Origin of the sequence: Fervidobacterium sp. (assembly GCA_026419195.1) — a bacterium.
Taxonomy (GTDB): domain Bacteria; phylum Thermotogota; class Thermotogae; order Thermotogales; family Fervidobacteriaceae; genus Fervidobacterium.
Genome location: JANZZV010000003.1, coordinates 153,642 through 178,449, shown reverse-complemented (window position 1 = coordinate 178,449; position 24,808 = coordinate 153,642). Strand labels below are relative to the sequence as shown.

Genomic DNA, 24,808 nt, shown 5'->3' with positions numbered 1-24,808 from the left:
AACATGTACCAATGTTACAAAGGTGTGGTATAATTTCCAAAGAAGGGGGCGGTATCAGTGATTGATGTACTGGTGGTCGACGACGAGAGGCATGTTAGAAATTTGCTTATAAAGATGATCTCTTCTGCATATGAATGTTCACCTATGGAAGCGGAAAGTGTAGAAGAAGCGTTACAACTTTGCGAGAAAAGAAGATTTGATATAATAACAACAGATATAAGATTTGGAGAAAATGACGAGCTTACAGGAATAGACTTTATTAAAAGATTAAGACTCCGGGGAATATTTACACCAGTACTTATTATCTCTGCGTATGCTACAGCCGAAAGTATTTCAGAGGTGTGCAGGTATGCGCCCGTTGATTATCTTGCAAAACCATTTACACAAGATGAGTTGAAAAGAAAGATAAAAGGATTGATTGATCTGAGAAAAGATAGCTTTGAAAAATACTTAAGAGAAGCGGAAGGGTTTATTCACTCTAATTTTCCAGGTGATCTTGACAAGGCTGAACAAATAGTAAGGAATATGTTTTCCATAATGCCTTCTTCGCCTGTCCCACATTATCTAATGGCAGAAATACTTGAAAAAAGAGGGAATAAGGAACTTGCTCAGCGTCATAGAGATGCTGGAATGGCTTTAGACGTTAACAAAAAAGGCTATAGAAGAGGTGAGGAATTTGAAATCGATTAACTATAAATTTTATGTCATAGTTATAGGATGTGGAAAAATAGGCTTAGAAGTTGCATTGAGACTGTCGCACATAGGATTCAATGTCACTATTATAGATAAAAACCCAGATTCACTTTCAAGATTACCAGAAGATTATGGAGGTTTCATAATAGTTGGTGATGCAACAGAACGTGAAACAATGGAAAGGGCAAAGGCGTCGAAAGCAGACATGCTAATCGCAACAACGGAGGATGATACAACAAATTATTTCGTGTGTCTTGTTGGAGCAAAGATTTACGGTATTCCAAGTATTATCTCGCTTGTAAACAATAGGGAAAATGTTCAACTTTTCGAAAGAAGTGGTATTAATATAATATCTCCAATAAATCTTGCGGTAGAGAATTTTGAAAGAACTATACTTGAAGGGCTAGAACATTCGCTTGACTATATGGTTGGTGATAAGAAATGAAAGTTGTTATAATTGGTGGTGAACGTGTTCCGTATTTTCTTGCCAAGAAACTTGTTGCGCAAGGATATATAGTGTATTTTGTGAATAAAAATAAGGAACTGTGCGAGGAATACTCAAGAACACTTGGTGCAGAGATAATAAACGGTGATGGAACTGATAAGTCTGTTTTGGATCAACTTCAAATAGAACCAGATGACATCATTGTATTACTGACCGAACGAGACAGAAAGAATTTCTTCATAGCAAGGCTGGTACAGGAATATTATAATGTAAAAAATGTTGTTACTTTATTGAACAACTCAGAAAACGAGGATTTATTTGAAAGATTCGGAATAAGGACACTTAAAGTTACGGATCTTATAATGAGTAATATTGAACCTCTGCTTTTCGAAAACGAAGTGATAACTGCTTTAGAAGATGAAGCTAATACAAAAGGTGCATCTATATTACGTATAGATGTGGATTGGGATTCTAAAATTGCTCGAAAGAATATTCGTGAGTTGAGTATTCCCGAAGGAATTATGGTTGTTGGAATAGTTAGAGGAGATAGGTTTGTTATTCCGCGTGGAGAAACGGTAATTGAACCTGGGGATAAATTGATAATTGTGTGCAACGATGATAAGAAAGAAGAAGCGATAGAAATGTTTAGTTTGTAACTCAATTAACGTTTGTGGGGTGAGAGAAAATTGTACAATAGATACATCAAGATTTTCAAAGCCTTTTCTATAATAATGATCCAGTATTCATTCATAGCTTTATTTCCTATAATTTTTTGTGTTTTCTACCCCGAGGAGCTGAAACACATATATGGGTTCATATTAACAGCAACAATTTCACTTTCCATATATTTAATTGGTTACTTAGTTAAAATAGAAGACGTGGGTACAATAAATTACAAAGATGGTGCCTTACTAACTATTTTTACGTGGATTATGGTTGCCCTGTTATCTGCAATACCACACATGGTCGAAGGACGTTTAAATTTTTCCCAAGCAGTCTTTGAATCAGTAAGTGGGCTAACAACGACTGGTCTAACGATGTACACTGATGTGACAAAAGTATCCAAATTAGTATTGTTTTGGCGTTCCTTAACTCAGTATATTGGTGGTGCTGGATTTGCACTTTTGATGCTTTCAATGGTTATAGGACCCAAGGGTGTTGGATTTTACAAAGCAGAGGGACGTGCCGACAATTTGGTACCAAATCTTAGACGTTCAACACAAATTATACTCCAGATTTATCTGGCTTACACTGCGTTTGGAACACTTGCTCTAACCTTAGCTGGTATGAATTGGTTTGAAGCACTTAATCACACAATGACCGCGCTTGCAACGGGGGGTTTTTCAACCAGAAATGGGAGTATAGGTGAATTTAACAGTCTTGCTATTGAGATAATAATCATTGTCCTTATGTACCTTGGAGCGACAGGCTTTGCAATTCATTATGCGTTTTGGAAAGGCAATTGGAAAAGTGTGCTCAAAAATGGTGAACCATGGTTAATGACATCCTCGATAGCGATTTTCAGCACTGTTGTGGCTTTTAATGGTGTGGGGAAGTATTTCAAAGATTTCCTAAGTGGGTTAAGGTATTCGCTTTTTCAAATAACATCAGCAATATCAGGTACAGGTTTTCAAACACTTCCGCTCAACGAAAAAAAGTGGCTGAGTTTTTCACCACTGATGCTTTCTTTAATAGTTTTGATGATTGCTGGTGGTCAAATGGATTCAACATCGGGCGGAGTGAAACAATTCCGTATATGGATAATACTCAACACACTCAGTGAATCTGTGAAAGGATTTTTGTTACCAAAAAGCAGAGTGAAAACTCATGTTTTGTACAAAGGTGAGCAACAGTTAGTACTTACCTCGGAGAATATAAAAGAAGCTTTACTTATTTTGTTTTTGTACATACTTTCGTTCATAATTGGTTCTTTCATTCTCACTTTGCATGGATACGATTTGCAAAGATCTATGTTTGAGTTTGCATCAGCGATGGATGGTGTTGGTTTGTCAAGTGGTGTTACGTCGCCTGATATGCCTTTAAGTGCTATGTGGACACTCACACTCGGAATGTTTACTGGACGTTTTGAATTTTTAATCATAATATACGCATTTTCAAGGGTTTTTGATGACCTCAGAAATAAACTCAAATCCTGGACTTTGAAGAAATCTAAAAGGTTGACCAGGGAGGAGCTGAATTAACTTGACAAATAGAACCATGATTTATATTTTGATTTTTGTGGTTGTATTTTTCTTGCTGGTAGATATAGTTACACTTATGACACGCAGACCAAACTTTGAAGTTGTTTTTTATGACTCAGACGTTTATGCAGGATATTCTGATATGGCGACCATAACTACAATAAGTGGTCTGAGGTTCAAAAACGAGAATAAGAAGAACGAATACATAAAGACTTACCAAGAAACATCAAAGCAAACTTTTGAGAGATACTTTTCTCAAATATCAAAAGAAATTGGAAGAAGTATATCGGTAGTTGACATCAGCTTTCGATGGAGAGAAAGAGAAGGAATTTTAGAGATAACAGAACAAGTTACTTTGAAAGGACTTGTTGAACAAAAGAATGGAATTTACACGATAAGTATGGGAAACATACAGATGAATCCAGTTAATAATTCTAATCTGAGATTTCGTATTCCTACTGATGCGGTTTTAGAACACATCGAACCAACACCAACTTCTCACAATAAAAATTTGGTAATCTGGTCAGGTAAAGACATTCAGTATTTTCCGAAAGTTAGTTATAAAAGGGGAGAAAGATAAATGAATATATTGCATTGGCTTGTCCTTTTCTCCACAATAGGTTCCTTAACGTTGTTATGGGCGCTCTACATATTACAAAATCTATCTCATAAAAACGAAAGAACACAGATTGATGAGGAAGAAGAACGACTTGTTGAGTTAATGGGAAAAGTTAGGGTGTTTGTTGACTCAAAAATTGAACAGTTAGATAAAAAAATGGAAGAAGTTAGAAAATTGATCAAAGAACTCAACGAACATTACATTGCCCTTTCGACGTTTGAAATTAAAAGTATAGAACAGAAAACTGAATCGAGTATCTTTACCCCTGTTAGCGGATCTTTTGACTTGAAAGAAAATAATACGAATGATTTTATGATTATAAATGAGAAGAATTCAACGGTCGATTCGACTTCTGATATGTCGAAAACCTACGAATCTAACGATGAAAATGGTATCGAAAAGAAGATATTCGAGATGTATGTTAATGGTATGGAACCGGTCGATATTGCGAAAACCTTGAAAATGGGCGTAGGAGAGGTACAACTAATAATCGATCTGATGAAAAGACAGCATTAAAAAGCCAAATTTTGATATTTGTTATCTTTGCAGGAGGTGTACACGTATGATAGGTGAACACCCTTACGTGAGATGGGCAATAGAGGTTATTGAAAACTACGTAAAGTTCCATAAAATATTAGAGCCGCATTCTGACCTTCCAAAGGAACTTTTTGAAAAAAGGGCAGGAGTATTTGTCACTTTACACAACATCGATGGGTCTTTGCGTGGCTGTATAGGAACGTTTTTGCCGGTGAGAGAAAATTTGGCTTACGAAATAAGAGACAACGCAATAGCAGCTGCAACACGAGATCCAAGATTTTCTCCTGTTCATCCCGAGGAATTACCAAACATTATTGTAAATGTTGACGTGTTAAGTCCTTACGAAGCGGTAAAAAGTATTGGCGAGCTTGATCCAAAAAAGTACGGTATTATCATCCAAAAAGGTTGGCGGAGGGGTTTATTGTTACCAGACATTGAAGGTGTTGATACTGTGGAAGAACAAATAAGAATAGCAAAGTTAAAAGCAGGGATATTTGATGACGAATTCGAAATTTTCAAGTTCACTGTTGAAAGGTACAGGTGATCAATGTGCAATTCCAAAGACGTGAAAAAGTCAAAAAATTTTCAGCTATTCAAATCAAAGATATCGTGCTTTTATCGTTTGGTTCATTCGGAGTAAGTTTTATGCTTTCAGTGTATTCACTTGCAGTTCCAAGGTTACTTGTTGAAAATCGTGTATCATCAACACTGTTGAACATATCTATCTTTTCAGAGCTGGTGATGTTTACCATACTTGGACCGTTTTTTGGGTATCTTTTCGATATAACACGCACGGCAATCGGAAGAAGAACTCCTTACATTCTCTCATTCGCGGTTACTACAGCTTTCTTAGTTGCTTTTATACAAAAAAATCCAGATGCCTCAACGAAAAATATTTTGAGTTTAGCTATTTTGTTTAATTTTTCCTTACTACTCTACTCTATTGCATTCTTTGGGTTGGTGAAAGATAAAATTACTTACCAAACTAAATTCTTGATACCATTTCACGTTTTTTTATGGGGATTCATAGGTGTTATCGTTAGCTATGTATATATGCTGAATTCTGAAGATGTGGTTCATGGTATACAGACACCTGTTTCCGGTTTTGTATTTTTGCTTTCTGCTCTTTGTGTTTCGTTTTTTATAATAGAAGATAGGAAATACAAAACAAAACTGTCTAAAACAGAATTAGGTGAATACAGGTTTAATCTTAAAAATTTATTTATGTTCAGTGATTTACAAAAGAAAGATTTAGTTAATATGATTATCTTTGGCATTATTTTCTCGCATGAAATATTTACAGTAGAATATCTAAGCTCTTATTCTTTCAAAAATACTGTGATCGCTCAACTTGTCTTTTCACTTGCAGTTGGTTTAGCATACTGTTTGTACATTTGTTCAAATAGAGTTAAAATTCTTTCCGAAAAGTCTTATCCAGTGCCGTTGTTTTTATCTGTTTTGTATTTCTTACAATCCTTTTTAAATATGGGAATGATTTTATTGTTCCAGTTTATCATTGGATTTTTATGGGGGATTACAATTCCAAAAACCTTAGAATTTATCGTTCCATCAAGAGCTGAAAGGCTGATTTTATACAGAGAATCCCTTGATGAGAAACTAAGTATGTTTGAAGAAAGGAAATTAAAATTTTTTCTTTTGGTGTTTATTATCATACTATCCCTTGGTATTTCGATAGACTTTGCTGGTTTGGAGAATGCGAATTTGGTTTATTCTGTATTTACATTTTCAATCTTGATTTTGGAACTTGGAAGAGTTGCTAGAAAGTAGAGGTGGAAAAGTTGATCAAATCTGGCGACAGGGTATTACTATATGGGGAAGATGGAAAAAAATTCATCGTAAAAATTGAGGAAGGTGAGAAAAAAGGGACGCATCTTGGTGTAATTGAGTTTGATTCGATAATTGGCAAGGAATTTGGAGATATTATAACAATAGGAAAGACAAAAAAGTCTTACTACATACTTAATCCAACGTACATAGATGAAATATTCTCAATGAAAAGAAAAACACAGATAATCTATCCAAAGGATTCAGGTTATATACTTTTAAAACTTGACATCAAGCCGGGTACGAAAGTTATAGATACGGGTGTTGGAAGTGGAGCAATGTGTGCTGCGATGGCAAGGTTAGTAGGTCCATCTGGTAAAGTATATGCCTATGAGAGAAGAGAAGAATTTTATAACCTTGCTGTTGAAAATTTGACAAAATGGGGACTTATTGAAAGTGTTGAAATTAAATTGAAAGATATATCCACAGGGTTCGATCATTCAAATGTAGATGCTGTATTACTTGATGTTCCCGATCCTGAAAATTACATACACATTTGTTGGGAAGCACTTGTTGGTGGTGGAAGGCTCGGAATAATATGCCCAACAACGAACCAGGTCTCGATGGTGCTCGAGAGATTGTATGAATTTCCATTTATAGATATTGAAGTTTGGGAATCTCTGATGAGGCAATATAAACCTTATCCTAATAGGTTAAGACCTGTAGACAGAATGGTAGCTCACACTACATTTCTTGTTTTTGCCAGAAAAGTGAACAAACTTATCAGTCAAAAAGTAGGTGAAATCACAAGTGATGAGATTAACACTCTTGGAGATGTTGAAACTCCAGAAAGTAGCGAAAATACTGAACAAAAAATCAAATAGAAGATCAAAATAAGTGGTTAGCTAATAAATAAGGTGAGGTGAAAGTATGAAAGATGTAGTTAAAGGTATTTTATCCTACATTTTCGTGGCTATTATTGTTGTAACCTCAAGTATGATTTTGTCGGGAGCAAGTGATACACAACTTCTGAATTATTTATCACCACTCTATGAAACATTGTACCGGATTAACGCTCATTATTATGAAATAAACAAAGTCAACTTTGACAAGTTGATAGATTCTGCAATAGACGGTATGGTCAAAGGACTCAACGATGATTTCAGTTATTATTATCCTGCTAGTCAGATGACTGAGCAACAGATAGAGATGGAAGGACAGTACGGAGGTTTGGGAATAGAGGTTACTTACGACAGTGACAATAAAGCTGTGAAAGTGATCAGTCCTATGTACGGTACACCAGCATGGCGTGCTGGATTGCAACCTGGTGACTTGATTATAGGTATAAACGATCAACCTGTTAGTGAAATGGAGTATATGGAAGCTGTTAACAAGATGAGAGGTAAACCAGGTACAGAAGTTAAACTTACTATAAAAAGAGGAAAAGATATCATAGAGGTAAAAATAATCAGAGAAATTATACAAATAATACCTGTCAAAACCGGCGTCACAAATTACAATGGTAGGAAAGTAGGATACATATTACTAACAAAATTCAATGAACCGGTGCCGGGTGAATTACAAAAGGCTTTGAAAAGACTTTACGATCAACAAATAGAAGCTCTCATCTTAGATCTGCGTAACAATCCTGGAGGATTACTCGACGTAGCAATCCAAGTAGCAAATTATTTCCTTGATGCTGGAAAGATAATAGTATCGGTAAAAGACAGAAATGGTAAAATCACTGATAGATACGTAAGTCAAGGAAACAACTATCCAAAGGTGCCAATAGCAGTTCTTGTTAACAATGGTTCTGCTTCAGCTTCGGAAATTGTGGCTGCTGCACTTAAGGACAATAATAGAGCGATTCTTGTTGGACAAAGGACCTTTGGTAAAGGTTCTGTTCAGAGGGGATTCCCATTGAGTAATGGTGGAACGGTATTTCTTACAATTGCTCACTATCTCACGCCGTTAGGTAAAGATATACACAAAGTAGGAATAGAGCCTAACATACCTGTTCAAGAATCTACGAATACGTCAAGGAAAGTAGAAGCTAAAGCTTACACTCTAACGGAAATGGAAGTAGACACAAACGATCCTGTAATCAAAGCTGCGCTCGAAAACATAACTAAGAACCAAAAGAAATAAAGATCTTATGAAGATTGAATTTTACGCTGTATTTTTCTTTTTGTTATCAATAATACTTTTAATACTTTTTTTGGTGCTCATCTCACAAAAAAGAGAAATAACACAGGAGGAGGTCTTACCTTCTCCCTTTCTTTCTGTTAGAAATCCTTATCAGCGCTTTATAAAACAAAAAGCTAACGAAATCAACAAGCAGTTATTTTTCTTAGAATATAACAAACGTATACCTACCAAAATCAAAAATATGAAAGAATTGGAAGATATTATCTTTCAGGTGCAAGATGTAAGGGCACGAAAGCAAGTAATAAAGAAAGTGTGGCGATATTGGTGGGGTATTGGAATTGAAGAAGTGACATTTAAAATAAAACACATAAGTTTTACATGGTATCCTTCCATTTATTATTCAAAGGATTCGCGTTTTACTTTTGGTGAAGCGCTATATTATGCTTTAAATGGACGAACTTTGTCATTTTCAACCATGAAGTCAGACGAGAATTTGATAAAACTCATTGCGGAAAAATATAAAGTGGAGATAATAAATGATAATAAATAAAGATAGATAGGTATAATTGTACTGGAGGGAGTGTCTTAGACTGAGTAAAAAAGCTTATCCAGAGATGATTAAGTCTGTTTTTGCGCTCTTATTTTTAGTGATACTTTACACATGGTCAGCCGCAAGATTACACCTTAATGTTTTTATGGTTGACAGTTTAATTTTCAATTTTTTCATACTGTACGTTCCGACGCTTGTATTTTTCTCAAGTATATTCTTAGAAGCTAAGGATGTTTTCAAAGAAGTTCAGAGGCTCATAGTATATTCTTTTGCACCTGCGATTGCATTTCGCATTGGTTGGCATGGTTATTCTTTTCACTACTCTTTCGTCGTATGTTATATACTTTCGAATTTTATAAAACCACGTTTTTCAAAAAGATTTCCGATAATTATATTCAACGGCTTAATGTTGATAATATTTCTGATATGGAGGGTTGTCTAAATTGGAGAAATTTGCAAAGCTGTACGTAGAATTCATACTTAACAACTCAAAAACGGTCTTGATAGTTTTAATTATTCTGTCTGCTTGTTTGGGTTTGTACGCTGCCTTTGGATTAAAAATAAACGCTGACATAACAGGACTTGCACCCAAGGATGATCCTACATTTCGAGACATGGTTAAATACACTTCTGAAAAAGTTACGTCCAACACACTTGTCATAGCTGTAACTGGTGTAAAAAAGTATAATCCTGATATAATTGCTCAAGAGCTAAAGGATTTATTCGAAAGGAGTAAGTATATAAACCAAGCTGAACCTTTTGATAACCCAGAAACACTTGTTAAATATGGTATGTTATCTATAAGTGAAGGTTCAATATCTGATAGTGTGAAATATTACCAAAGTTTATTAAGTGTTGAGCCCAGAACATTAGTCGATTTTCGGTTTTGGAGAAACTTGGGCTCTAGTTTGTACGATTTGAATTTTTATCTCGATGAACTTGTGAAGAAAAGTGGAATTAAAAAATATTATCTTATCTCTCCTGACAACGATCTTATTGTAATGAATTTTTCGATTTCTCGTCCGATGTCAGATGTGAGTTTTGTTACGCAAGCTGTGGAATCTTTGAAAGTTACTTCGAAAAACTTTGAGAAAAAATACAACGTTGAAATAAAATTCACGGGTGGCGTCATGGGAACGTACGAAGCAAATATTCAGGCATCTAAGGATTTTACGATAACAAGTGTTATTTCGCTTGTTGGAATAGTGGTAATATTAATATTGGGATTCGGTAGTTGGTTGGAACTTGTTTTGTTGTTTACAGGACTAATAATGTCAATGGCAGTTAGTCTCGGGTTGATAGCATTAGTTCTCAAAGAGTTAAACATAGTTACAACGTTTGTTAACGCTATGTTACTTGGCCTTGGAATAGACTATGCAATGTACATAGTTACGAGAATACAAGAACGCTTTAACGTTGAAGGGGTTAGTAGAGAGAGTATAGTAAATGCTTTTATTGAAAACTTCCGTCCTTCTTTTATTTCTATGCTTACAACTGCTCTGGCATTTGCGACAATGTTGTTAAGTCCATCGAATGCCATTAAGCAAATGGGAGTATCTGTTTCCATTGGTATATTCATATACTTTACCATCTTTAACACATTTGTTCCTTTGGCACACGACAAGTTGCTAAATAGATTCAAGACCAGGCAACGAGAAACTTATGTGAGGTTTGTCGACATTGTAAGAAGAACTAAAGTTTTGTACACACTGACCATTTTGAGTGCCATTGTAATGGCGTTAATCGGTGTGTATTCAATAATAAACTTTTCTTACACTACCTCGAGCTTAATATCAATTGATTCCGAATCCACTGTAACTTCAGATCTTATATCTAAAAAATTTGGAGCTGTTGGAACAAGTGATATAGTCATAGCTGAGTCAAACACTCAGCGACTTGAAAAAACATTAAAAGAGCTCAAAGATAAGAAACTTATATCTGCAGATTTTTCCATACTATCGTTTATCCAAAATCCAGAAAAGATTGCAGAAGAAAGAACAAACATATATCTTCAAGTTTTACAACTCACACATGTACCGTTACTTGAGATAATATTTAAAAAGTATGGACTTTACGAAAGTTTTGTTTCAACAGTTGATGTTATAAAGAACATTTCTACAACCGAGGATTTATTCAAGTTAATGGAAAAGGATATACCAAGTTTATTCTACAGAGATATTAGTGGTAAGACTTATCTACTTGCTTATGTAACACCAGCAATAGACATATGGGCAGACAATAATGTTAAAAAATTTTTCGAATCACTGAGAGGATACAGAGTTTATGGTTACACAGCACTTTTCTATAATATAATTGAGGAATTGATAGCCTCTACTTTATGGGTTTTTGGACTTGTTTTTGTTGTCGAGTTTTTGGTTCTTTTCATAGATTTTAAAAGTTTTAAGAAAGCATGGTATATATTGTTATTAACCTCACTTAATACCTTAGCAGCTTTTGGAATTTCTTATCTTGTTGGGATAAAAACTACCTTTATAACATTCATTGTACTCCCTATATTCTTGGGAATAGGCGTGGACAGTTTAGTTGAGCTTGATCACAGCGTTAAGTTTGGAAGAGAAAGTATCATAAAAACTGAGAAGGCAGTTATAATGTCTATCTTAACAACTGTAACTTCCTTTGCAAGTTTCTTGGTAGCGCGTGGTAAATTGCTTAGAGAATTTGGCTTTGTAACATCGTCAGGGCTTTTGGGAACATTGTTTATTTCATTATTTTGGTATCTTAACACAGTTGATAAATATCCAAAACGCACGAAAAAAGGTGATAATCAATGAATATTTTAATGGTTTCAGACACTTATTTACCCCAAATAAACGGTGTAGCAACATCTATACATTTGTCGAAAAAGTACCTTGAGCTTAGGGGACACGAAGTTTACATAGTTGCACCTGTAGCGCCTGACGATGAGAAACATGTTCTTGTTGTACCTGGTGTTAAATTTCTATTGGAAAAGCAGCATAAAATTGTTTTTGCAAATCATCTAAAAATCATGGAATTCGCAAAAGAAAACAAAATTGAGATAATTCATAGTCATGATCCACTTGCCCTTGGTATAAGAGCTTTAAAGGTACAAAAAGAGTTAAAAATTCCTCATGTTCACACTTATCATACGCTGTTAACTGAATACCGGCACTATGTACCCCCACCATTTACTCCTGACAGAAAGACCGTTGAGGAGTTTTCACGTTGGTTTTGCAATAAAGTAAACTTTGTAATAGCACCTACAGAGGAGATCAAAACCGAGCTTTTGAGATACAACGTTCAAAGACCTATAGAAGTTATACCGACTGGAATCGACACCATAGAATTTTCAAAGCCACCCGAAGTAGATGTCAGGAAGATGTATAATATTCCAAAAGACGTTACGCTTCTCATGTATGCAGGGAGACTTGCAAAAGAAAAAAATTTAGAATTTTTGTTCAAAGTTGTCAAAAGAATTATGCATGAGAATGCGGGAATTTGGTTCTTAGTTGTTGGCGATGGACCACAGAGGAAGGAGCTTGAAGAATTTGTTCAAGAAAATAACATTATGAATAGGACGGTTTTTACAGGTTATGTGCCCCATAAAAAGATCAAAGATTATTATAAAGCATCTGATTTGTTTGTCTTTTCATCTTTGACAGAAACCCAAGGGCTTGTTGTTCTTGAGGCTTTAGCAAGTGGTACTCCCGTTGTTGCAATTGCGTATAAAGGTATTGCAAATGTGCTTGTCAACGGTGAAGGTGCTATAACTACAGGTATAGATGAGGACGAGTTTTACAATGCGATATTAAAGGCTATGGAAAATAAAGAAGAACTTAGTAAAAAAGGAACAGTCTACGTTGAAAAGAACTGGTCTATGAACAAGATGGTGGACAAACTCGAAGAAGTTTACAAAGCATCGTTAAATCAGGGTTATGTGGATTTCAAAATGCCTTCTATTATAAATACATCATTGCAAATCAAGATAAATGCATTGTTCAAAAGGTTAACAAACCTCTTTACAGAGTAATTTGAACAGATTCGCTCTTATTTTATTGTTCTTCTATCTCTTTTAGAAATTTTCGATAACTTTCGTATCTTGAACTTTTTATCTTGCCCTTTGACAATAATTCTTTTACATAACATCCTGGTTCATCTACGTGTAAACAGTCTGGGAAGTAACACATATCTGTTGGAAACTCTATGAAGAGCTCTCTTAATTTGTGTGGAGTAATGCCATCGATATCCAAGCTTGCAAATCCTGGAGTATCGACAACCCAACCTCCGAATGACAATTTAAGTAGTTCAGCGGCAGTTGTTGTGTGTTTCCCTCTACTTAGTTTCTCTGATATTTCACCGGTTCTTAATCTCAAATGACTTTCAATCGAATTTAGCAAGCTGCTTTTTCCAACTCCTGACATTCCCGCAAAGACCGACACTTTATTTTTCAAATATTCTTTCAATTCTTCCAAGCCTGCTTTTCTTAGAGCACTTGTTTTCACAACGGGATAAAGCGGACTGTATATGCTCTCAAAGTCCTTTACTTCCCTGTCACTTAACAAATCAATCTTATTCAATACTATAACTATCGGTAAGTTTTCATTCTCAACCAACAATATGAATCTGTCTACAATGTCGAGCGAGACTACTGGTTTATCGAGAGTTGTCACAATTACAACTTGATCAACGTTTGCAACACTTGGTTTTTTTAACTCTGTTTTTCTATTCAGTATATTTTCTACAACTCCTTCATTATTGATAACCTTATTGTACTCAACTAAATCACCTGTAATTGGTCTGATGCCTTGTTTCTTAAACTTTCCACGCAATTTGCATAGTATACGTTCCTGCGTGTCAACATCTTCAACCACTAAAAGGTGTGAATAAAATTTTACGACTATTCCAATATTTCTACCTTCCTTATTTCCCATTAAAACTGTCCTCCTTCAATTGATTGTTCAGGATTAGTAGGTTTGTTTTCTTCAAAAGAAGGCAATTCTGTTGGAGTACCTTTACTTTGGGATTCATCAAGTTTTGTTTTAGTATCGTTTGGTGTTATTTTTTGAATAGTGTTTAAATCAACAGAAGGAGGTACTACTTCAACAGGTCCACCGGGGTGATCAACTGTACTTGTTGTTTCTGAGGTGCTTAATTGCTCTTCGGAAATAGAATTATCTTTTTGAGATGATTCAGTGGTAGTTTTACCAGATGAAATATACAAGATTATATTCTGCGACGATGCTATCTCTTTTCCAGGTTCCGGCAAGGTAGAAAGAACAGTACCATATATTTCATTGGAATCAACTACTCTTATTGATGTACTGATATTGAGTTCTTTCATTATACGTTCAACTGTTTTATACCAGCTGTACTTAAAATCTGGTAATACGATCTTCACCATCTTTATATTTTCAGTGAATAGTTTAACTTCCCTACCCAGCTTAACGTTTCTACCAGGCAAAGGGTCCATTTTAATAACTTTACCACTTTCACCCAAAACCACAACTTTGAATCCCATTTTCTTGAGCTCTTGCTCTGCTTTCTTGGAATCCATGTTGATATAACTTGGTAAGATCGTGGAGACCTTCTTTGCCTGGACATACATAGATAGGTAAAAAAACAAAAGACCAGCTAGAATTCCTGTGATGATTGCAGTTAATATGATTATTATGTTTCCCAAGACTGATGATAGAAAACCACCAAAATGAAAATTCCTATTTTTTGAATTATCAACTTTTCTTCTTCTAACGATCACATAAACACCTCCATAGATAGTAAAGGGTGTAAATGTACTATTTGGCTTAATATCATGATTGTTTCGTCATGAACCTTTTCTTCTTCTCAACTGTCCACATGCAGCATCTATGTCTGTTCCTTTCTCTTTTCTGATTTCATTCTCTATATTATGTTTATCAAGTACTTCTTTGAACCTTTCTATTGCCCAATGTTGCGGTCTTTCAAGTCTTATATCACTTTGTAACGAAACAGGATTGACCGGTATGAGATTGACATAAGCACCAAGTCCTCTAAGTAATTCAGCAAGTTTCTCCGCATCGTCAACATAGTCATTGAATTCTTTTATCATTATGTACTCAAACGTAACCCTGTTTTTTGTAAGTTTTTGATACTCCTTTGCAGCATGTATTACTTCTTCAATTGAATATTTCTTGTTCATCGGAACTATGACGTCGCGCTTGTAATTTGTTGGAGCATGTAATGAGATAGCAAGCTTTACCTCGGGTAAGTCTTTTGCTAAATCGATAATCTTTTCAGGAATTCCAACGGTGGAAATTGATATCCTTCTCATACTGATATTTTTACCCTTCTTATGGTTCAAAATTCGTACACTTTTTACAACTTCAGCGTAATTCAACAATGGTTCTCCCATACCCATATAAACGATGTTACCTATGTTGACATGTCTGTGTGATTCCATTGCTATAACTTGCGAAACAATCTCGCCAGCAGTTAAGTTCCTTACATATCCGCTTTGACCAGTTGCACAGAAAGCACATTTCACCGGACAACCAACTTGTGTAGAAATACAAGCTGTTATTCTATCTGGATGAAAAAGCAGAACAGATTCGATAGTATTTCCGTCTTCGAGTTTCCAAAGAAACTTTGTAGTTTTGTCTATTTTTGATATTTGTATGTCCAAAAGCTCTGGAATAAAGATATAAAATCTCTCTGAAAGTATTTTTCTATTCTCCTTAGAAAGATTTGTCATTCCTTCAAAATCAAAAACCTTCTTTTTGTAGATCCAATCCCAAACTTGATCCACTCTGAATCGCTCAAGGTCAAGTTTTCCAAATTCTTCTATCAATTCTTCGTAATTGAAATCAAGTAGATTTTTTTTCACAGACAACACCTCACGATTGATTAGTTAGGATTTTCAAACTTATTTTATTTAACTAACTATTCGAGAATTTGTTAAATCAGATAAAACGAGCAACAACCATTATATTTATAATCTTTACTGACAGGTTTTACAATGTAATCAGTATACTTTGATACAGCCTCTTGCAAAGCTTTTCTGTATTCTCCCTTAGGTTGCATACAACCAAGAACGACGTTTTCGAAATTTTTGCTTGCATATTCAAAAATTTCAACCACCTGCTCAATAGGTGGTGGTGTGCAGTGTTCAAATTTCGTTCCAGGTGTTGGAATGAATACATTCAAGACAATCGATTTAAAGTGCTTTGAAAGCACTTCTAAAGCTACGTACTCGTGTGTTATTTTACCACACAAAATTCCAATTGTAACATGTGGTATTTTCTTTACATTCAGAGGTATCAATGAATCTAAAATTTGCGTTGTTTCTCTTCTAAGTCCATAAACTTCCTCAAGCACTTTCTCATCACCAAAAAAATCAAAACTCACAACATCGGCTACTTTTTCAATTTCAAACGGTGGCTTTTGAGGAAAACCAATGTGAAAGTTGTACTTTATATTATACTTTTCTTTTAATGATCTTAGCTTTTCCATATGAGGCTTAAATGGTATTTCGCCGCTGTAAGACATTCCACCACTTATTAGAAAAGAGGAGTATTTGTCAATGTATTTTTCAATGTTTTCTACATGTACCATATGTTTGAGATAATGAGCTTTACAGTGCGCACAATTAAGCGGGCAAGATCTGGTAACGGTCACGGGTAACGTATTTGCTGGGAAAATTCCTACTGGTTGTTTCACTTGCATGTTTAACATTCTTTTTTCCTCCAATTTACAGGAAAAGTTGTGACCCTTTCTTTTTCATCAAGTTGCATCCAGCCGTCGAGATCAAGTTCTATTAACCTATCAAGTGCACTTTCGTACTCTTCTTTTGTTATCTTTCTACCTATCAATTCGTCGTTCTTTGCAGAAAAATGTGGTATGTATTGCGACATGAGAGCGACAGGTATATTCTTATCGAGACCAGCGATGAACTCAAGTGCTTTGTCATGTCCACTAACGCCGTTAGGTAGCACAAGAATACGTATTATCAGTCCTTTCATATTCTTTTCGTTAAAAGGACCTACTTGATTGTACATTTCTAATATTGCTCTTTGTGCCACTGCCCAGTAATCTGGTACTTTTGAATACATCTTGCCATAATCATCATTTGTGTATCTTATATCTGCAAGGTATATATCAACGTAACCTTTCAAGCTTCTAATAATCTCAACACGTTCATAACTTGACGTATTATACACCACCGGTAAATTAAATCCACTATCTTTTACTATATCGAGTGCCTTGAGAATCCACGGTAAGTGAGGGGTAGGTGTTACTAGATCGAGAGTCTTCGCTCCTGCTTTTTGGATTTCCAAGAACGCATGAGCAAGCTCTTCAACGCTTAATTCAAATCCCACACCCCTTTGTGAAAAACCCATATTTTGACAATAAATACATTTCATTTGGCAACCAGAGAAGAAAACAGCACCGGCGCCCTTTTCGCCGGAAAGAGGAGGTTCTTCCCCTTTGTGTAGCACTACATTTGACAGCTTTGGAAAATAGCCAACACCACACATTCCAAGCTGAGTCCTTCTATCAGCATGGCACATACGCGGACAAAGCTCGCACTTATTTAACACTTCTAATCCTACTTTCATATAAGACCTCCTAAACCGTCATTTTTCTGTTCTCATTATAATTATAACATCAATTTCTCTTTCTTTAGTTTAACTGTTGTGTATATTCCTTTTCAGATTGCTAAATATATTTGTCGATGATAAATGTTGTGGTATAATCATAATTAGTAATGCGGGTGAATTAAATCACATCAGTTGGGGGTGTAGCGAATGGCTCTTTCAAAGAATCTTTCAGAACTTGTTAGGAGACTTACTATGGCAAAAAGCCCAAGTGGGCGTGAATCAGAGATTTCAAGTGTAATTATAGAAGAGCTACAAGGTTTTATCGATGGTTATAAAATAGACAAGATAGGCAATCTCATTGTTTGGAAAGAAGGTAATGGTGGTAAAAAGATACTCCTTGATGCACATATGGATGAGATAGGGGTTGTTGTGACAAACATAGATGATTGTGGTTTTCTGAAAATAGACAGAGTTGGTGGTGTTTCACCGTATACAATATATCAGAGTAGAATAAGATTTGGAGAAGTTGTTGGTGTTGTTGGGATTGAAGGAGAAAGTCTCGATGAAATTCAGTCGAATGTGCAAAAATTATCTTTTGAAAAGTTGTTTGTTGACATAGGTGCAAAATCAAAACAAGAAGCTCAAAAATACTGTCCTATTGGTACATTTGGCACCTTTGACAGTTACTTTTATGAACATAACGATTATATGATAAGCAAATCTATGGACGATAGAATCGGCTGCGCAGTTATCATAGAGGTTTTTAAAAAACTTAAAACTCCAAAGAATACTATCTATGGAGTCTTTGCTGTTCAAGAGGAAGTTGGTTTGATAGGCTCGCATGTTGCTGGTTATGACATAGAACCCGATGTTGCGATAGCGATCGATGTAACGGGTGTTGGTGACACACCCAAAGGATTAAAAAGGGTACCTATGGCATTGGGGAAAGGCGCATGTATAAAGGTTAAAGACATGGCTTCGATAAGTAATAGACGTATTGTTGACAAACTCAGAGAATTAGCCGAAAAGTACGGCATCCCATATCAAATGGAAGTACTAATATTTGGTGGGACGGATGCAGCTGGTTATCAAGCTACGAAAGCAGGTATACCCAGCGCAACTATCTCTATACCGACAAGATATATACACACACCAAGTGAGATGGTTTATAAACAAGATGTAGAAGCAACCATAGAACTTACACTGAAATACTGTGAAGAGGGGCTTGAATAGTAGTGAAAAGAAGAACACCAATTGGTTCAAGAAAATGGAAAGGTGTCACTGATTTCGACTTAAAAGTACTATCTACACTCATTATAATCTTGAGCTTATCAACAATAACACTTGTTATTTATGCTTTTTATTTGAGGTACCAAAAATCGCAAGTCAATGTAGTAATTCGCGAAATAACACCACAAGAGAATGTCGTAACTCAGAAAGTAACTAAAAGCGCAACAGAAACGCTTGTTATAATGCAACAAATTAACCAAGAACTGCCAGAACAATCTAGCGAAACACCTACAAAAATATCCAGAACCTCAACACAAACAGAACAAGGAAATGTTACGACATCACAAGAAAAGATTACTCAAACATCGAAGATATTACTCCAGCCGAATAAAGAACAGCAAAATGCATCTGGTGGTGCAACAACCACGAATCTAGTACCATCTAAAACAGAGGATTTGAAAACAGAAGAATCGCAAAATAAACTGCAGATCGAAGAAATTGAAGAAAACAAATACCTCAAAGACCTCACGAAATTTGATTACAACTTATTGGTTTCGAGAATGGCGGAAAATCTTCCTTCTAGCGCTTTAAATTCAATCTATTTATACACAGTGGATGGGGAAAACGCACTGAAAATTGCTAAATCAACGCAAAATTATGTGATAGATCAAGCAAGTACCTCTAAATATATTGTCTTAACATTGTCTAACATCGCTCCAGAGTTGAATCCATCCAAAAGTGTTTATACTATCATGACTGAGCCGGTGAAGGAGTCAAAAGAAGCGTTTAAATCTGTTGTGAATTTTCGAACACTTGGCATAAGTTCCTTCAGCATCTCTACATCAAAAGGTTACATTATCTGTTTGGGATTGTTTGTATCCGAGTCAAAGGCTAAGAATTTTTACTATTCACAGGATTGGGTGGAACTTTCAAAATACGGTTATGTGAAAGGGGCAAAGGTTTCTAAGATCGGCAATTAAGTATCCTATAATTTTGAGGTGTTTTTTGTGGTAAGGATAGGAGAGTTGATTAGGGAAGTTTATGAAAAGTTGAGAAACGAACGGATTTTCTTTCTTATCTTTGCCTTACTCATTGTATTTTCCGGTGTACTATTCATACCAAAAAATCATGAGGCATATATGAATGATACTCAAAGCATAAATCAACCAGAGATGGTTCAAAAAAGAAATTACGGCTCACCGATAATTGATATAAATACAGCAAGTGCGGAAGAATTGCAAACACTTCCAGGAATCGGTCCTTCAAAGGCAAGAGCGATATTAGAATACAGAAGCAAAAGTCCATTTCTAAAAACTGAGGATATAACAAATGTACCGGGCATAGGACCTAAAACTTACGAAAAAATAAAAGATAGGATCACAGTAGGGAATGTAAAAAGTACTGAAAATAAAGCTGACAAAGCTTTATCAACAATCACCAAAACTGAAGCTAATCAAAGTACGGGAAAATATGTAACCGGAGGTGTTGATACTGATAAAATTAGCAGCGGAAAAATAGATATAAACACAGCTGATATAGATGAACTACAAAAATTACCTGGGATTGGTCCAACAAAAGCCCGGGCAATTTTAGATTACAGAAAGAATATCGGAAAATTCAAAAGTGTTGAAGAAATAAAAAACGTAAAAGGAATAGGTGAAAAAACTTATGAGAAATTAAAAGATCTCATCGAAGTAAAATAGCTATCCGAAATAAATTTTGCGAATTTCCTCGTAAATGTCAAAGAACATCTTAGAGACTTTCGGATCAAATTTTGTATTTGTGTTTTCTTTTATGAACTTCAATACTTCATCTTCCTTCCAAGCAGGGCGATAAATTCTGTCAGAAAGCAAGGCATCAAACACATCAAGCAGACTAACGATCCGAGCTTCAAATGGGATTTCTTCACCTCTTAAGCCATTTGGATAACCTGTACCGTCCCAATTTTCGTGATGGTTTAGTGCAACGGAACTTGCCAATTGAAAAATCGGGTGTTCAACTGCCGATAATATTTTGTAACCTATAATTGTATGTAGTTTCATAACTTTGAATTCCTCTTCAGACAACCGTGCAGGTTTGTTTAGGATACTATCTGGAATACCTATCTTCCCAACATCGTGAAGCATTGCTGCAATCTCAAGCATGTCTGTAAAGTTTTCACCGTATCCGAACGAACTTGCTAATAACTTTGCTAACTTGCCTATCCTTCTTACGTGTTCACCTGTTTCAAATGACCTTGTCTCAGTAACTTCTGAAATCACGTAAACTATCTTGTAAAGTGTTTCGACCAAATCTTTTGTCAACAAATGATTTTCCATTGACAACGCAAATCTTTCGAAAAAATTTTGAAGCAATGTTTTGTAAAATTCATCAAAAGGCTTTGAAAATTCTATCTTCACTTTTGCATGTTCATTAATTTTACTTCTAAATGTCATATTTACGGTTGTTTCATCAAGCCAAGTAAAATGACTATCCAAGTTTTCATTTATGTCTTTGTTCGAGAGGATATCATGCGTAATAGAAAAATTATTATTTAATAGTAGTGAGACATTGTCGGCTACCTCTGTTATTAAATCTATGTATTCTGCCTCGCTCAATTTCCTGGACAATATAGTTGTGTAAAAATTTAATCTTTCCAAAAGTCTCTTTTGAGTATCAAGCGCAACAATATACTTGTACTCGCGTAATTTTGCAACTATCAAAGTGAACAGACCATTGCTTGATAGCTCAGATTTTTCGCGGTAATCGTTTATATCGTATTTAAGTATTATATCCCTTGGAGGTGCATAACCAGGTTGTCCTGTTCTTATTACAAGACGAATTTGAGTGTTTGAAAGTTCGTCTCTTATGAATTGTACAAGCTTTAATCCGGAATCACTACTTTCCATAACTACGTCTATTATTGCAACAGCGATATCCGAAACATTTTTAAGTATTTCGACGGCTTCTGATGAGGAATAAGCGCTATAAATTCTTACAGGCCTTCCTTCGAAGATTATATCTTTTGCTATAACAGATGTAATTGCATGTATATCAGGTTCATCATCGACAATAAGCACCTTCCAAGGTTCACCAAATGATTTGACACTTTGTGACTTTTTCAAGAAGTCTGGTGTCAAGTCATCACCACCTCACATGTTGTTGTTACATGTTGTTGTTAGAATTTTTTCGGTTTATTTACTAAGATTATTTTCCTGAGACATAGGAACGATGATTTTAAAAGTTGTCCCTACCCCCTCTTGACTTTCTAAATTTATTTCACCTTTAAGCAATTCTGTAACAAGTTGGTAAACTATGCTCAACCCTATACCCGTACCTGCAGTTGTATCAGTTGTGTAAAACGGTTCAAACGCTCTTCTTTTTGTTTCCTCGCTCATACCTTTACCGTTATCTGAAAATATCATCATCAGTTTATCATCATAATTCGTAAATTTTATGTTTATCTCTCCTGGATTATCGTAATCAAATGCATGAATTATTGAATTGTCGATTAAATTCATTAATATCTGCGCCCACGCACCAGGTATGGTGCGAACGGTAAGATTATCGGGAATGTCGGTATGAACAGTGACCTTAGTTTTTCTCAACCTTGGATGGAGAGCGTTCAAAACATCATTAACGACATCCTTCATACTTACAGTAGCATAAGTTTGAGTTATTTCATTGACGGCCACCCTTTTTAGGCTTTGAACAAGCTCTCGAATCCTTTGAGCGTTTCTTAACATGATACTTACGAGTTCGTCGCTAACAGTTAAAAAGTCTCTTAACTGTTCTTCTGTAAGTTCTTCCCTGTCTAAGCTTGAGATAATATTGTTCATTCGATTTTTTAAATCGGTTAATGAGGAGTATATAATTCCAGTCGGTGTATTGACGTCATGTGCAATATTGACCATTAACTTTCCAAGTACGGCCATCTTTTCTGAATTTATTACCCTTTGTTGAGTTTCTTCTAATTCTGATAATGTGATTTCCAGTTCGTTGTTTGCATCGTTGAGTTGAGCTACCAGTTCTTTTAACCTCACATTTTTTTCTAAATTTTTAAGTGCCATGTATATAGCAAAATAAAGTGTAACAAATACTAAAGCAAAAACAAAAAGTGACTTGACAGGTTCGTAGTATGTATACCCAAAGATAACTTTACCAACAAAAAAGCTCTTATAGTACATACGCGATTCGTAATATTTATTTCTCAATCCAAAGATAGAATGTAAGATTGTGGGATTATTCTCTTCGATTACGCTGCCCAAGATTTCACCTTTATCATCGTACACAATTATAGACACTATGTCCTTTTTCTTAATCATAGTTTTTAAAATAGTATCTACTAAGTTTTTGTTCAATGTCCAAGCAGGATAAACCAAAGATTCATTGAAGCTTAAAAAGACGTTTTCAAGCCCATGAAACCATGAATCAATATAGTTAAATGCAAATATAATAAAAATAATCGCCAAAGCTATACCTATAAAAATATTTATAAGCAAGAATTTATCAGATCTATTTTTCTCTCTTTCTTCATTTTTTTCCATCTCATCACCTCGACAAGAATTTATAGAACTGGTGAACAATCAATTTACCAGAGGTCCTCATACTTTAAACCATAACGGCTAAGTATTTGTTTGTACACATCTGTTTTTTTAAATTTCTTAAGTTCTTGAGAGAATATGTTCACCAAATGATTACCATGAAAGTTCTTTGAAAATGCGATATAGTATATCATTTTTCCAGAGAAATTTTTAGAATAGACAACTTCTTTTTCCATTCCCAAATCTTTAATTAACGACTTACCAACCGCTAAGTTACAAACAAACAGATCCAACCTACCTTTCTTAAGTAATCTAAAACCTGTTACGTCGTCGTCTACAGGCTCCTTAACAAATGGTGCATTCCAAAACCAGTCCCCATAAGCATATCCACGTGTGTATCCACATACTGTATCTTTTGGTATTGTCTCAAGTGCTTCAAAAGGTATATTTCTATCCTTAAGTTTAAATAGAACATCGATCCCTGTACTTAAAGGTTCGTCAGGAAATAAAAGGTACTCTTTCCTCTCATCGCTGATCCTCAAACTCATTATACCATCGTATGCACGAATTTTCATTACTTCAAGACATCTTTCCCATGGCAAGGTTTTAAAGGTTACTTTGAAACCAAGATTCTTGAAAACTTGACTGACTGTCTCTACGTCGAATCCTTTCCATTTTCCCTCTTTTTCATCATACCACTCATACGGTTTCCAATCTACAAATAAAATTTCAACATTGTTTCCAGGTAAAACAAATTGATCCAACTTGTATTTTCTTATCAGATTTTCAATCGTACCATTTTCGTTCAATTTTTTAACAGCATTGTAGATTTTTTCCACGACCGATTTACTAAGATTCTTATTAACCGCAACGTAATGGTAAAACTTCTCGCCAATAGTTTCTACGCCTGAATATTTTCCTGGATGCAACAAGCTGAAATAACCATGTGATAATGTAGACCAGAAGATAACGTCTATAATCCCTTTTTCAAGAGCTAATATGAGCTCTTCTGAATTCTTAAATTCAACAACTTGACTACCACGGAAAACAAGAGATAACTTCCTTGACGGAAGACTACCAGCAATAACACCTATTTTAACAACTTGAGCCTTTTTTATCTTGTCTTCAAATTCTTTTTTTGTTGTGAAAAATTCTCTAATACTGTATAAGGGAAACTTAATGTACTCTACTTTTCCCTCCTTATCTTCAAGATAACCAACACCTACGATTATTTGAATTTCATTTTGTTCAAGTTTATCAAACACCTGCTTAACTGCCATTAAATTTTTCGATTTGTATTTGATACTTACATTACTTGAACTGAGCTCTTTGTTTAGCTCTTGTATTATATCATTACAAAATCCATATATTTCTCCATCCTTGATAAAGTATTTCGGAGCTACGTTGTGCCCATAGGTGTATAAAATCACACCAAATTCTGTATTAACTATCAGTGTACAAACTAAGGTAATTATAAGCAAAGAAATTTTTTGCATTACCACACCTTCTTTTTCTGGAATATGAT

At 35.1% G+C, this 24,808-nt stretch carries 25 protein-coding genes; 17 read left to right on the top strand and 8 right to left on the bottom strand.

Translation table 11 applies throughout. From position 1 onward, the window contains the following. The first annotated feature begins 57 nt into the window (after nucleotides 1–57). Genes N2Z58_02790 through N2Z58_02725 form a run of 14 tightly spaced genes read left to right on the top strand, consistent with a single transcriptional unit; the run spans nucleotide 58 to nucleotide 12,987 of the window. The gene (locus N2Z58_02790; protein ID MCX7653591.1) at nucleotides 58–690 is read left to right on the top strand and encodes a response regulator; all 633 of its coding nucleotides are present in this window, start codon (nucleotides 58–60) and stop codon (nucleotides 688–690) included. Next, nucleotides 677–1,138: a TrkA family potassium uptake protein gene (locus N2Z58_02785; protein ID MCX7653590.1), complete on the top strand. Its 462-nt coding sequence runs from the start codon at nucleotides 677–679 to the stop codon at nucleotides 1,136–1,138. The genes N2Z58_02790 and N2Z58_02785 overlap by 14 nt, the downstream gene beginning before the upstream one ends. Further along, complete coding sequence (locus N2Z58_02780; GenBank protein MCX7653589.1) at nucleotides 1,135–1,794, top strand: TrkA family potassium uptake protein; 660 nt, start codon at nucleotides 1,135–1,137, stop codon at nucleotides 1,792–1,794. Before N2Z58_02785 ends, N2Z58_02780 begins: the two co-directional genes overlap by 4 nt. A gap of 30 nt (nucleotides 1,795–1,824) precedes the next feature. After that, nucleotides 1,825–3,339 carry a TrkH family potassium uptake protein gene (locus N2Z58_02775; protein ID MCX7653588.1) on the top strand — a complete coding sequence of 505 codons (1,515 nt, stop codon included), beginning with the start codon at nucleotides 1,825–1,827 and terminating at the stop codon, nucleotides 3,337–3,339. A 1-nt stretch (nucleotide 3,340) separates the two neighbouring features. Then, the gene (locus tag N2Z58_02770) at nucleotides 3,341–3,919 is read left to right on the top strand and encodes a DUF4897 domain-containing protein (GenBank protein MCX7653587.1); all 579 of its coding nucleotides are present in this window, start codon (nucleotides 3,341–3,343) and stop codon (nucleotides 3,917–3,919) included. Then, the gene (locus tag N2Z58_02765) at nucleotides 3,920–4,474 is read left to right on the top strand and encodes a DUF6115 domain-containing protein (protein ID MCX7653586.1); all 555 of its coding nucleotides are present in this window, start codon (nucleotides 3,920–3,922) and stop codon (nucleotides 4,472–4,474) included. A 46-nt stretch (nucleotides 4,475–4,520) separates the two neighbouring features. Next, entirely contained in the window at nucleotides 4,521–5,039 is a 519-nt protein-coding gene (gene amrA / locus N2Z58_02760; protein ID MCX7653585.1) for an AmmeMemoRadiSam system protein A, read from the top strand. After that, on the top strand, nucleotides 5,036–6,283 hold the full coding sequence (locus tag N2Z58_02755) for a hypothetical protein (GenBank protein MCX7653584.1): 1,248 nt from the start codon (nucleotides 5,036–5,038) through the stop codon (nucleotides 6,281–6,283). The genes amrA and N2Z58_02755 overlap by 4 nt, the downstream gene beginning before the upstream one ends. A gap of 2 nt (nucleotides 6,284–6,285) precedes the next feature. Then, nucleotides 6,286–7,164 carry a tRNA (adenine-N1)-methyltransferase gene (locus N2Z58_02750; protein ID MCX7653583.1) on the top strand — a complete coding sequence of 293 codons (879 nt, stop codon included), beginning with the start codon at nucleotides 6,286–6,288 and terminating at the stop codon, nucleotides 7,162–7,164. 46 nt (nucleotides 7,165–7,210) lie between these two features. Then, entirely contained in the window at nucleotides 7,211–8,428 is a 1,218-nt protein-coding gene (locus tag N2Z58_02745; GenBank protein ID MCX7653582.1) for a S41 family peptidase, read from the top strand. A 7-nt stretch (nucleotides 8,429–8,435) separates the two neighbouring features. Beyond that, complete coding sequence (locus tag N2Z58_02740) at nucleotides 8,436–8,978, top strand: hypothetical protein (protein MCX7653581.1); 543 nt, start codon at nucleotides 8,436–8,438, stop codon at nucleotides 8,976–8,978. Nucleotides 8,979–8,994: 16 nt separating this feature from the next. After that, on the top strand, nucleotides 8,995–9,420 hold the full coding sequence (locus N2Z58_02735) for a hypothetical protein (protein ID MCX7653580.1): 426 nt from the start codon (nucleotides 8,995–8,997) through the stop codon (nucleotides 9,418–9,420). Nucleotide 9,421: 1 nt separating this feature from the next. Further along, complete coding sequence (locus tag N2Z58_02730) at nucleotides 9,422–11,770, top strand: MMPL family transporter (protein MCX7653579.1); 2,349 nt, start codon at nucleotides 9,422–9,424, stop codon at nucleotides 11,768–11,770. Next, entirely contained in the window at nucleotides 11,767–12,987 is a 1,221-nt protein-coding gene (locus N2Z58_02725) for a glycosyltransferase family 4 protein (protein MCX7653578.1), read from the top strand. Before N2Z58_02730 ends, N2Z58_02725 begins: the two co-directional genes overlap by 4 nt. 22 nt (nucleotides 12,988–13,009) lie before the next feature. Here the strand turns inward: N2Z58_02725 and rsgA are convergent, their stop codons facing one another. The 5 genes from rsgA to N2Z58_02700 all read right to left on the bottom strand — a co-directional run bounded on the left by rsgA (nucleotide 13,010) and on the right by N2Z58_02700 (nucleotide 17,548). Further along, complete coding sequence (gene rsgA, locus N2Z58_02720; protein ID MCX7653577.1) at nucleotides 13,010–13,888, bottom strand: ribosome small subunit-dependent GTPase A; 879 nt, start codon at nucleotides 13,886–13,888, stop codon at nucleotides 13,010–13,012. Continuing rightward, a complete protein-coding gene (locus N2Z58_02715) occupies nucleotides 13,888–14,712 on the bottom strand; it encodes a PASTA domain-containing protein (protein ID MCX7653576.1) in 825 nt (274 codons plus the stop codon). Before N2Z58_02715 ends, rsgA begins: the two co-directional genes overlap by 1 nt. A gap of 66 nt (nucleotides 14,713–14,778) precedes the next feature. Then, entirely contained in the window at nucleotides 14,779–15,816 is a 1,038-nt protein-coding gene (rlmN, locus tag N2Z58_02710) for a 23S rRNA (adenine(2503)-C(2))-methyltransferase RlmN (protein MCX7653575.1), read from the bottom strand. A gap of 71 nt (nucleotides 15,817–15,887) precedes the next feature. Continuing rightward, on the bottom strand, nucleotides 15,888–16,664 hold the full coding sequence (locus N2Z58_02705; GenBank protein MCX7653574.1) for a radical SAM protein: 777 nt from the start codon (nucleotides 16,662–16,664) through the stop codon (nucleotides 15,888–15,890). Continuing rightward, a complete protein-coding gene (locus tag N2Z58_02700; GenBank protein MCX7653573.1) occupies nucleotides 16,658–17,548 on the bottom strand; it encodes a radical SAM protein in 891 nt (296 codons plus the stop codon). The genes N2Z58_02705 and N2Z58_02700 overlap by 7 nt, the downstream gene beginning before the upstream one ends. A gap of 189 nt (nucleotides 17,549–17,737) precedes the next feature. On the opposite strand from N2Z58_02700, the gene N2Z58_02695 reads away from it, so the two are divergent. From N2Z58_02695 to N2Z58_02685, 3 genes are read left to right on the top strand one after another with little or no spacing between them, the layout of a single operon-like run. Continuing rightward, nucleotides 17,738–18,763, top strand: coding sequence for a M42 family metallopeptidase (locus N2Z58_02695; protein MCX7653572.1), 1,026 nt, complete (start codon nucleotides 17,738–17,740; stop codon nucleotides 18,761–18,763). A gap of 2 nt (nucleotides 18,764–18,765) precedes the next feature. Next, entirely contained in the window at nucleotides 18,766–19,740 is a 975-nt protein-coding gene (locus tag N2Z58_02690; GenBank protein MCX7653571.1) for a hypothetical protein, read from the top strand. 27 nt (nucleotides 19,741–19,767) lie between these two features. Beyond that, entirely contained in the window at nucleotides 19,768–20,463 is a 696-nt protein-coding gene (locus tag N2Z58_02685; GenBank protein ID MCX7653570.1) for a helix-hairpin-helix domain-containing protein, read from the top strand. Here N2Z58_02685 and N2Z58_02680 read toward each other — a convergent pair whose 3' ends face one another. The 3 genes from N2Z58_02680 to N2Z58_02670 are packed head-to-tail and all read right to left on the bottom strand — an operon-like array spanning nucleotide 20,464 to nucleotide 24,779. After that, nucleotides 20,464–21,879, bottom strand: coding sequence for an HD domain-containing protein (locus tag N2Z58_02680; GenBank protein MCX7653569.1), 1,416 nt, complete (start codon nucleotides 21,877–21,879; stop codon nucleotides 20,464–20,466). A gap of 54 nt (nucleotides 21,880–21,933) precedes the next feature. Next, complete coding sequence (locus N2Z58_02675) at nucleotides 21,934–23,286, bottom strand: HAMP domain-containing histidine kinase (GenBank protein ID MCX7653568.1); 1,353 nt, start codon at nucleotides 23,284–23,286, stop codon at nucleotides 21,934–21,936. Between the two features lie 44 nt (nucleotides 23,287–23,330). Then, a complete protein-coding gene (locus N2Z58_02670) occupies nucleotides 23,331–24,779 on the bottom strand; it encodes a transporter substrate-binding domain-containing protein (GenBank protein MCX7653567.1) in 1,449 nt (482 codons plus the stop codon). Nucleotides 24,780–24,808 lie beyond the last annotated feature (29 nt).

What these genes read in the sequence shown, in the direction of transcription:
- amrA (MCX7653585.1), top strand. Translation starts at nt 4,521, where the DNA reads ATGATAGGTGAACACCCTTACGTGAGATGGGCAATAGAGGTTATTGAA.
- N2Z58_02780 (MCX7653589.1), top strand. Translation starts at nt 1,135, where the DNA reads ATGAAAGTTGTTATAATTGGTGGTGAACGTGTTCCGTATTTTCTTGCC.
- N2Z58_02725 (MCX7653578.1), top strand. Translation starts at nt 11,767, where the DNA reads ATGAATATTTTAATGGTTTCAGACACTTATTTACCCCAAATAAACGGT.
- N2Z58_02700 (MCX7653573.1), bottom strand. Translation starts at nt 17,548, where the DNA reads ATGAAAGTAGGATTAGAAGTGTTAAATAAGTGCGAGCTTTGTCCGCGT.
- N2Z58_02745 (MCX7653582.1), top strand. Translation starts at nt 7,211, where the DNA reads ATGAAAGATGTAGTTAAAGGTATTTTATCCTACATTTTCGTGGCTATT.
- N2Z58_02740 (MCX7653581.1), top strand. Translation starts at nt 8,436, where the DNA reads ATGAAGATTGAATTTTACGCTGTATTTTTCTTTTTGTTATCAATAATA.
- N2Z58_02765 (MCX7653586.1), top strand. Translation starts at nt 3,920, where the DNA reads ATGAATATATTGCATTGGCTTGTCCTTTTCTCCACAATAGGTTCCTTA.
- rsgA (MCX7653577.1), bottom strand. Translation starts at nt 13,888, where the DNA reads ATGGGAAATAAGGAAGGTAGAAATATTGGAATAGTCGTAAAATTTTAT.
- N2Z58_02670 (MCX7653567.1), bottom strand. Translation starts at nt 24,779, where the DNA reads ATGCAAAAAATTTCTTTGCTTATAATTACCTTAGTTTGTACACTGATA.
- N2Z58_02675 (MCX7653568.1), bottom strand. Translation starts at nt 23,286, where the DNA reads ATGGAAAAAAATGAAGAAAGAGAGAAAAATAGATCTGATAAATTCTTG.
- N2Z58_02705 (MCX7653574.1), bottom strand. Translation starts at nt 16,664, where the DNA reads ATGTTAAACATGCAAGTGAAACAACCAGTAGGAATTTTCCCAGCAAAT.
- N2Z58_02695 (MCX7653572.1), top strand. Translation starts at nt 17,738, where the DNA reads ATGGCTCTTTCAAAGAATCTTTCAGAACTTGTTAGGAGACTTACTATG.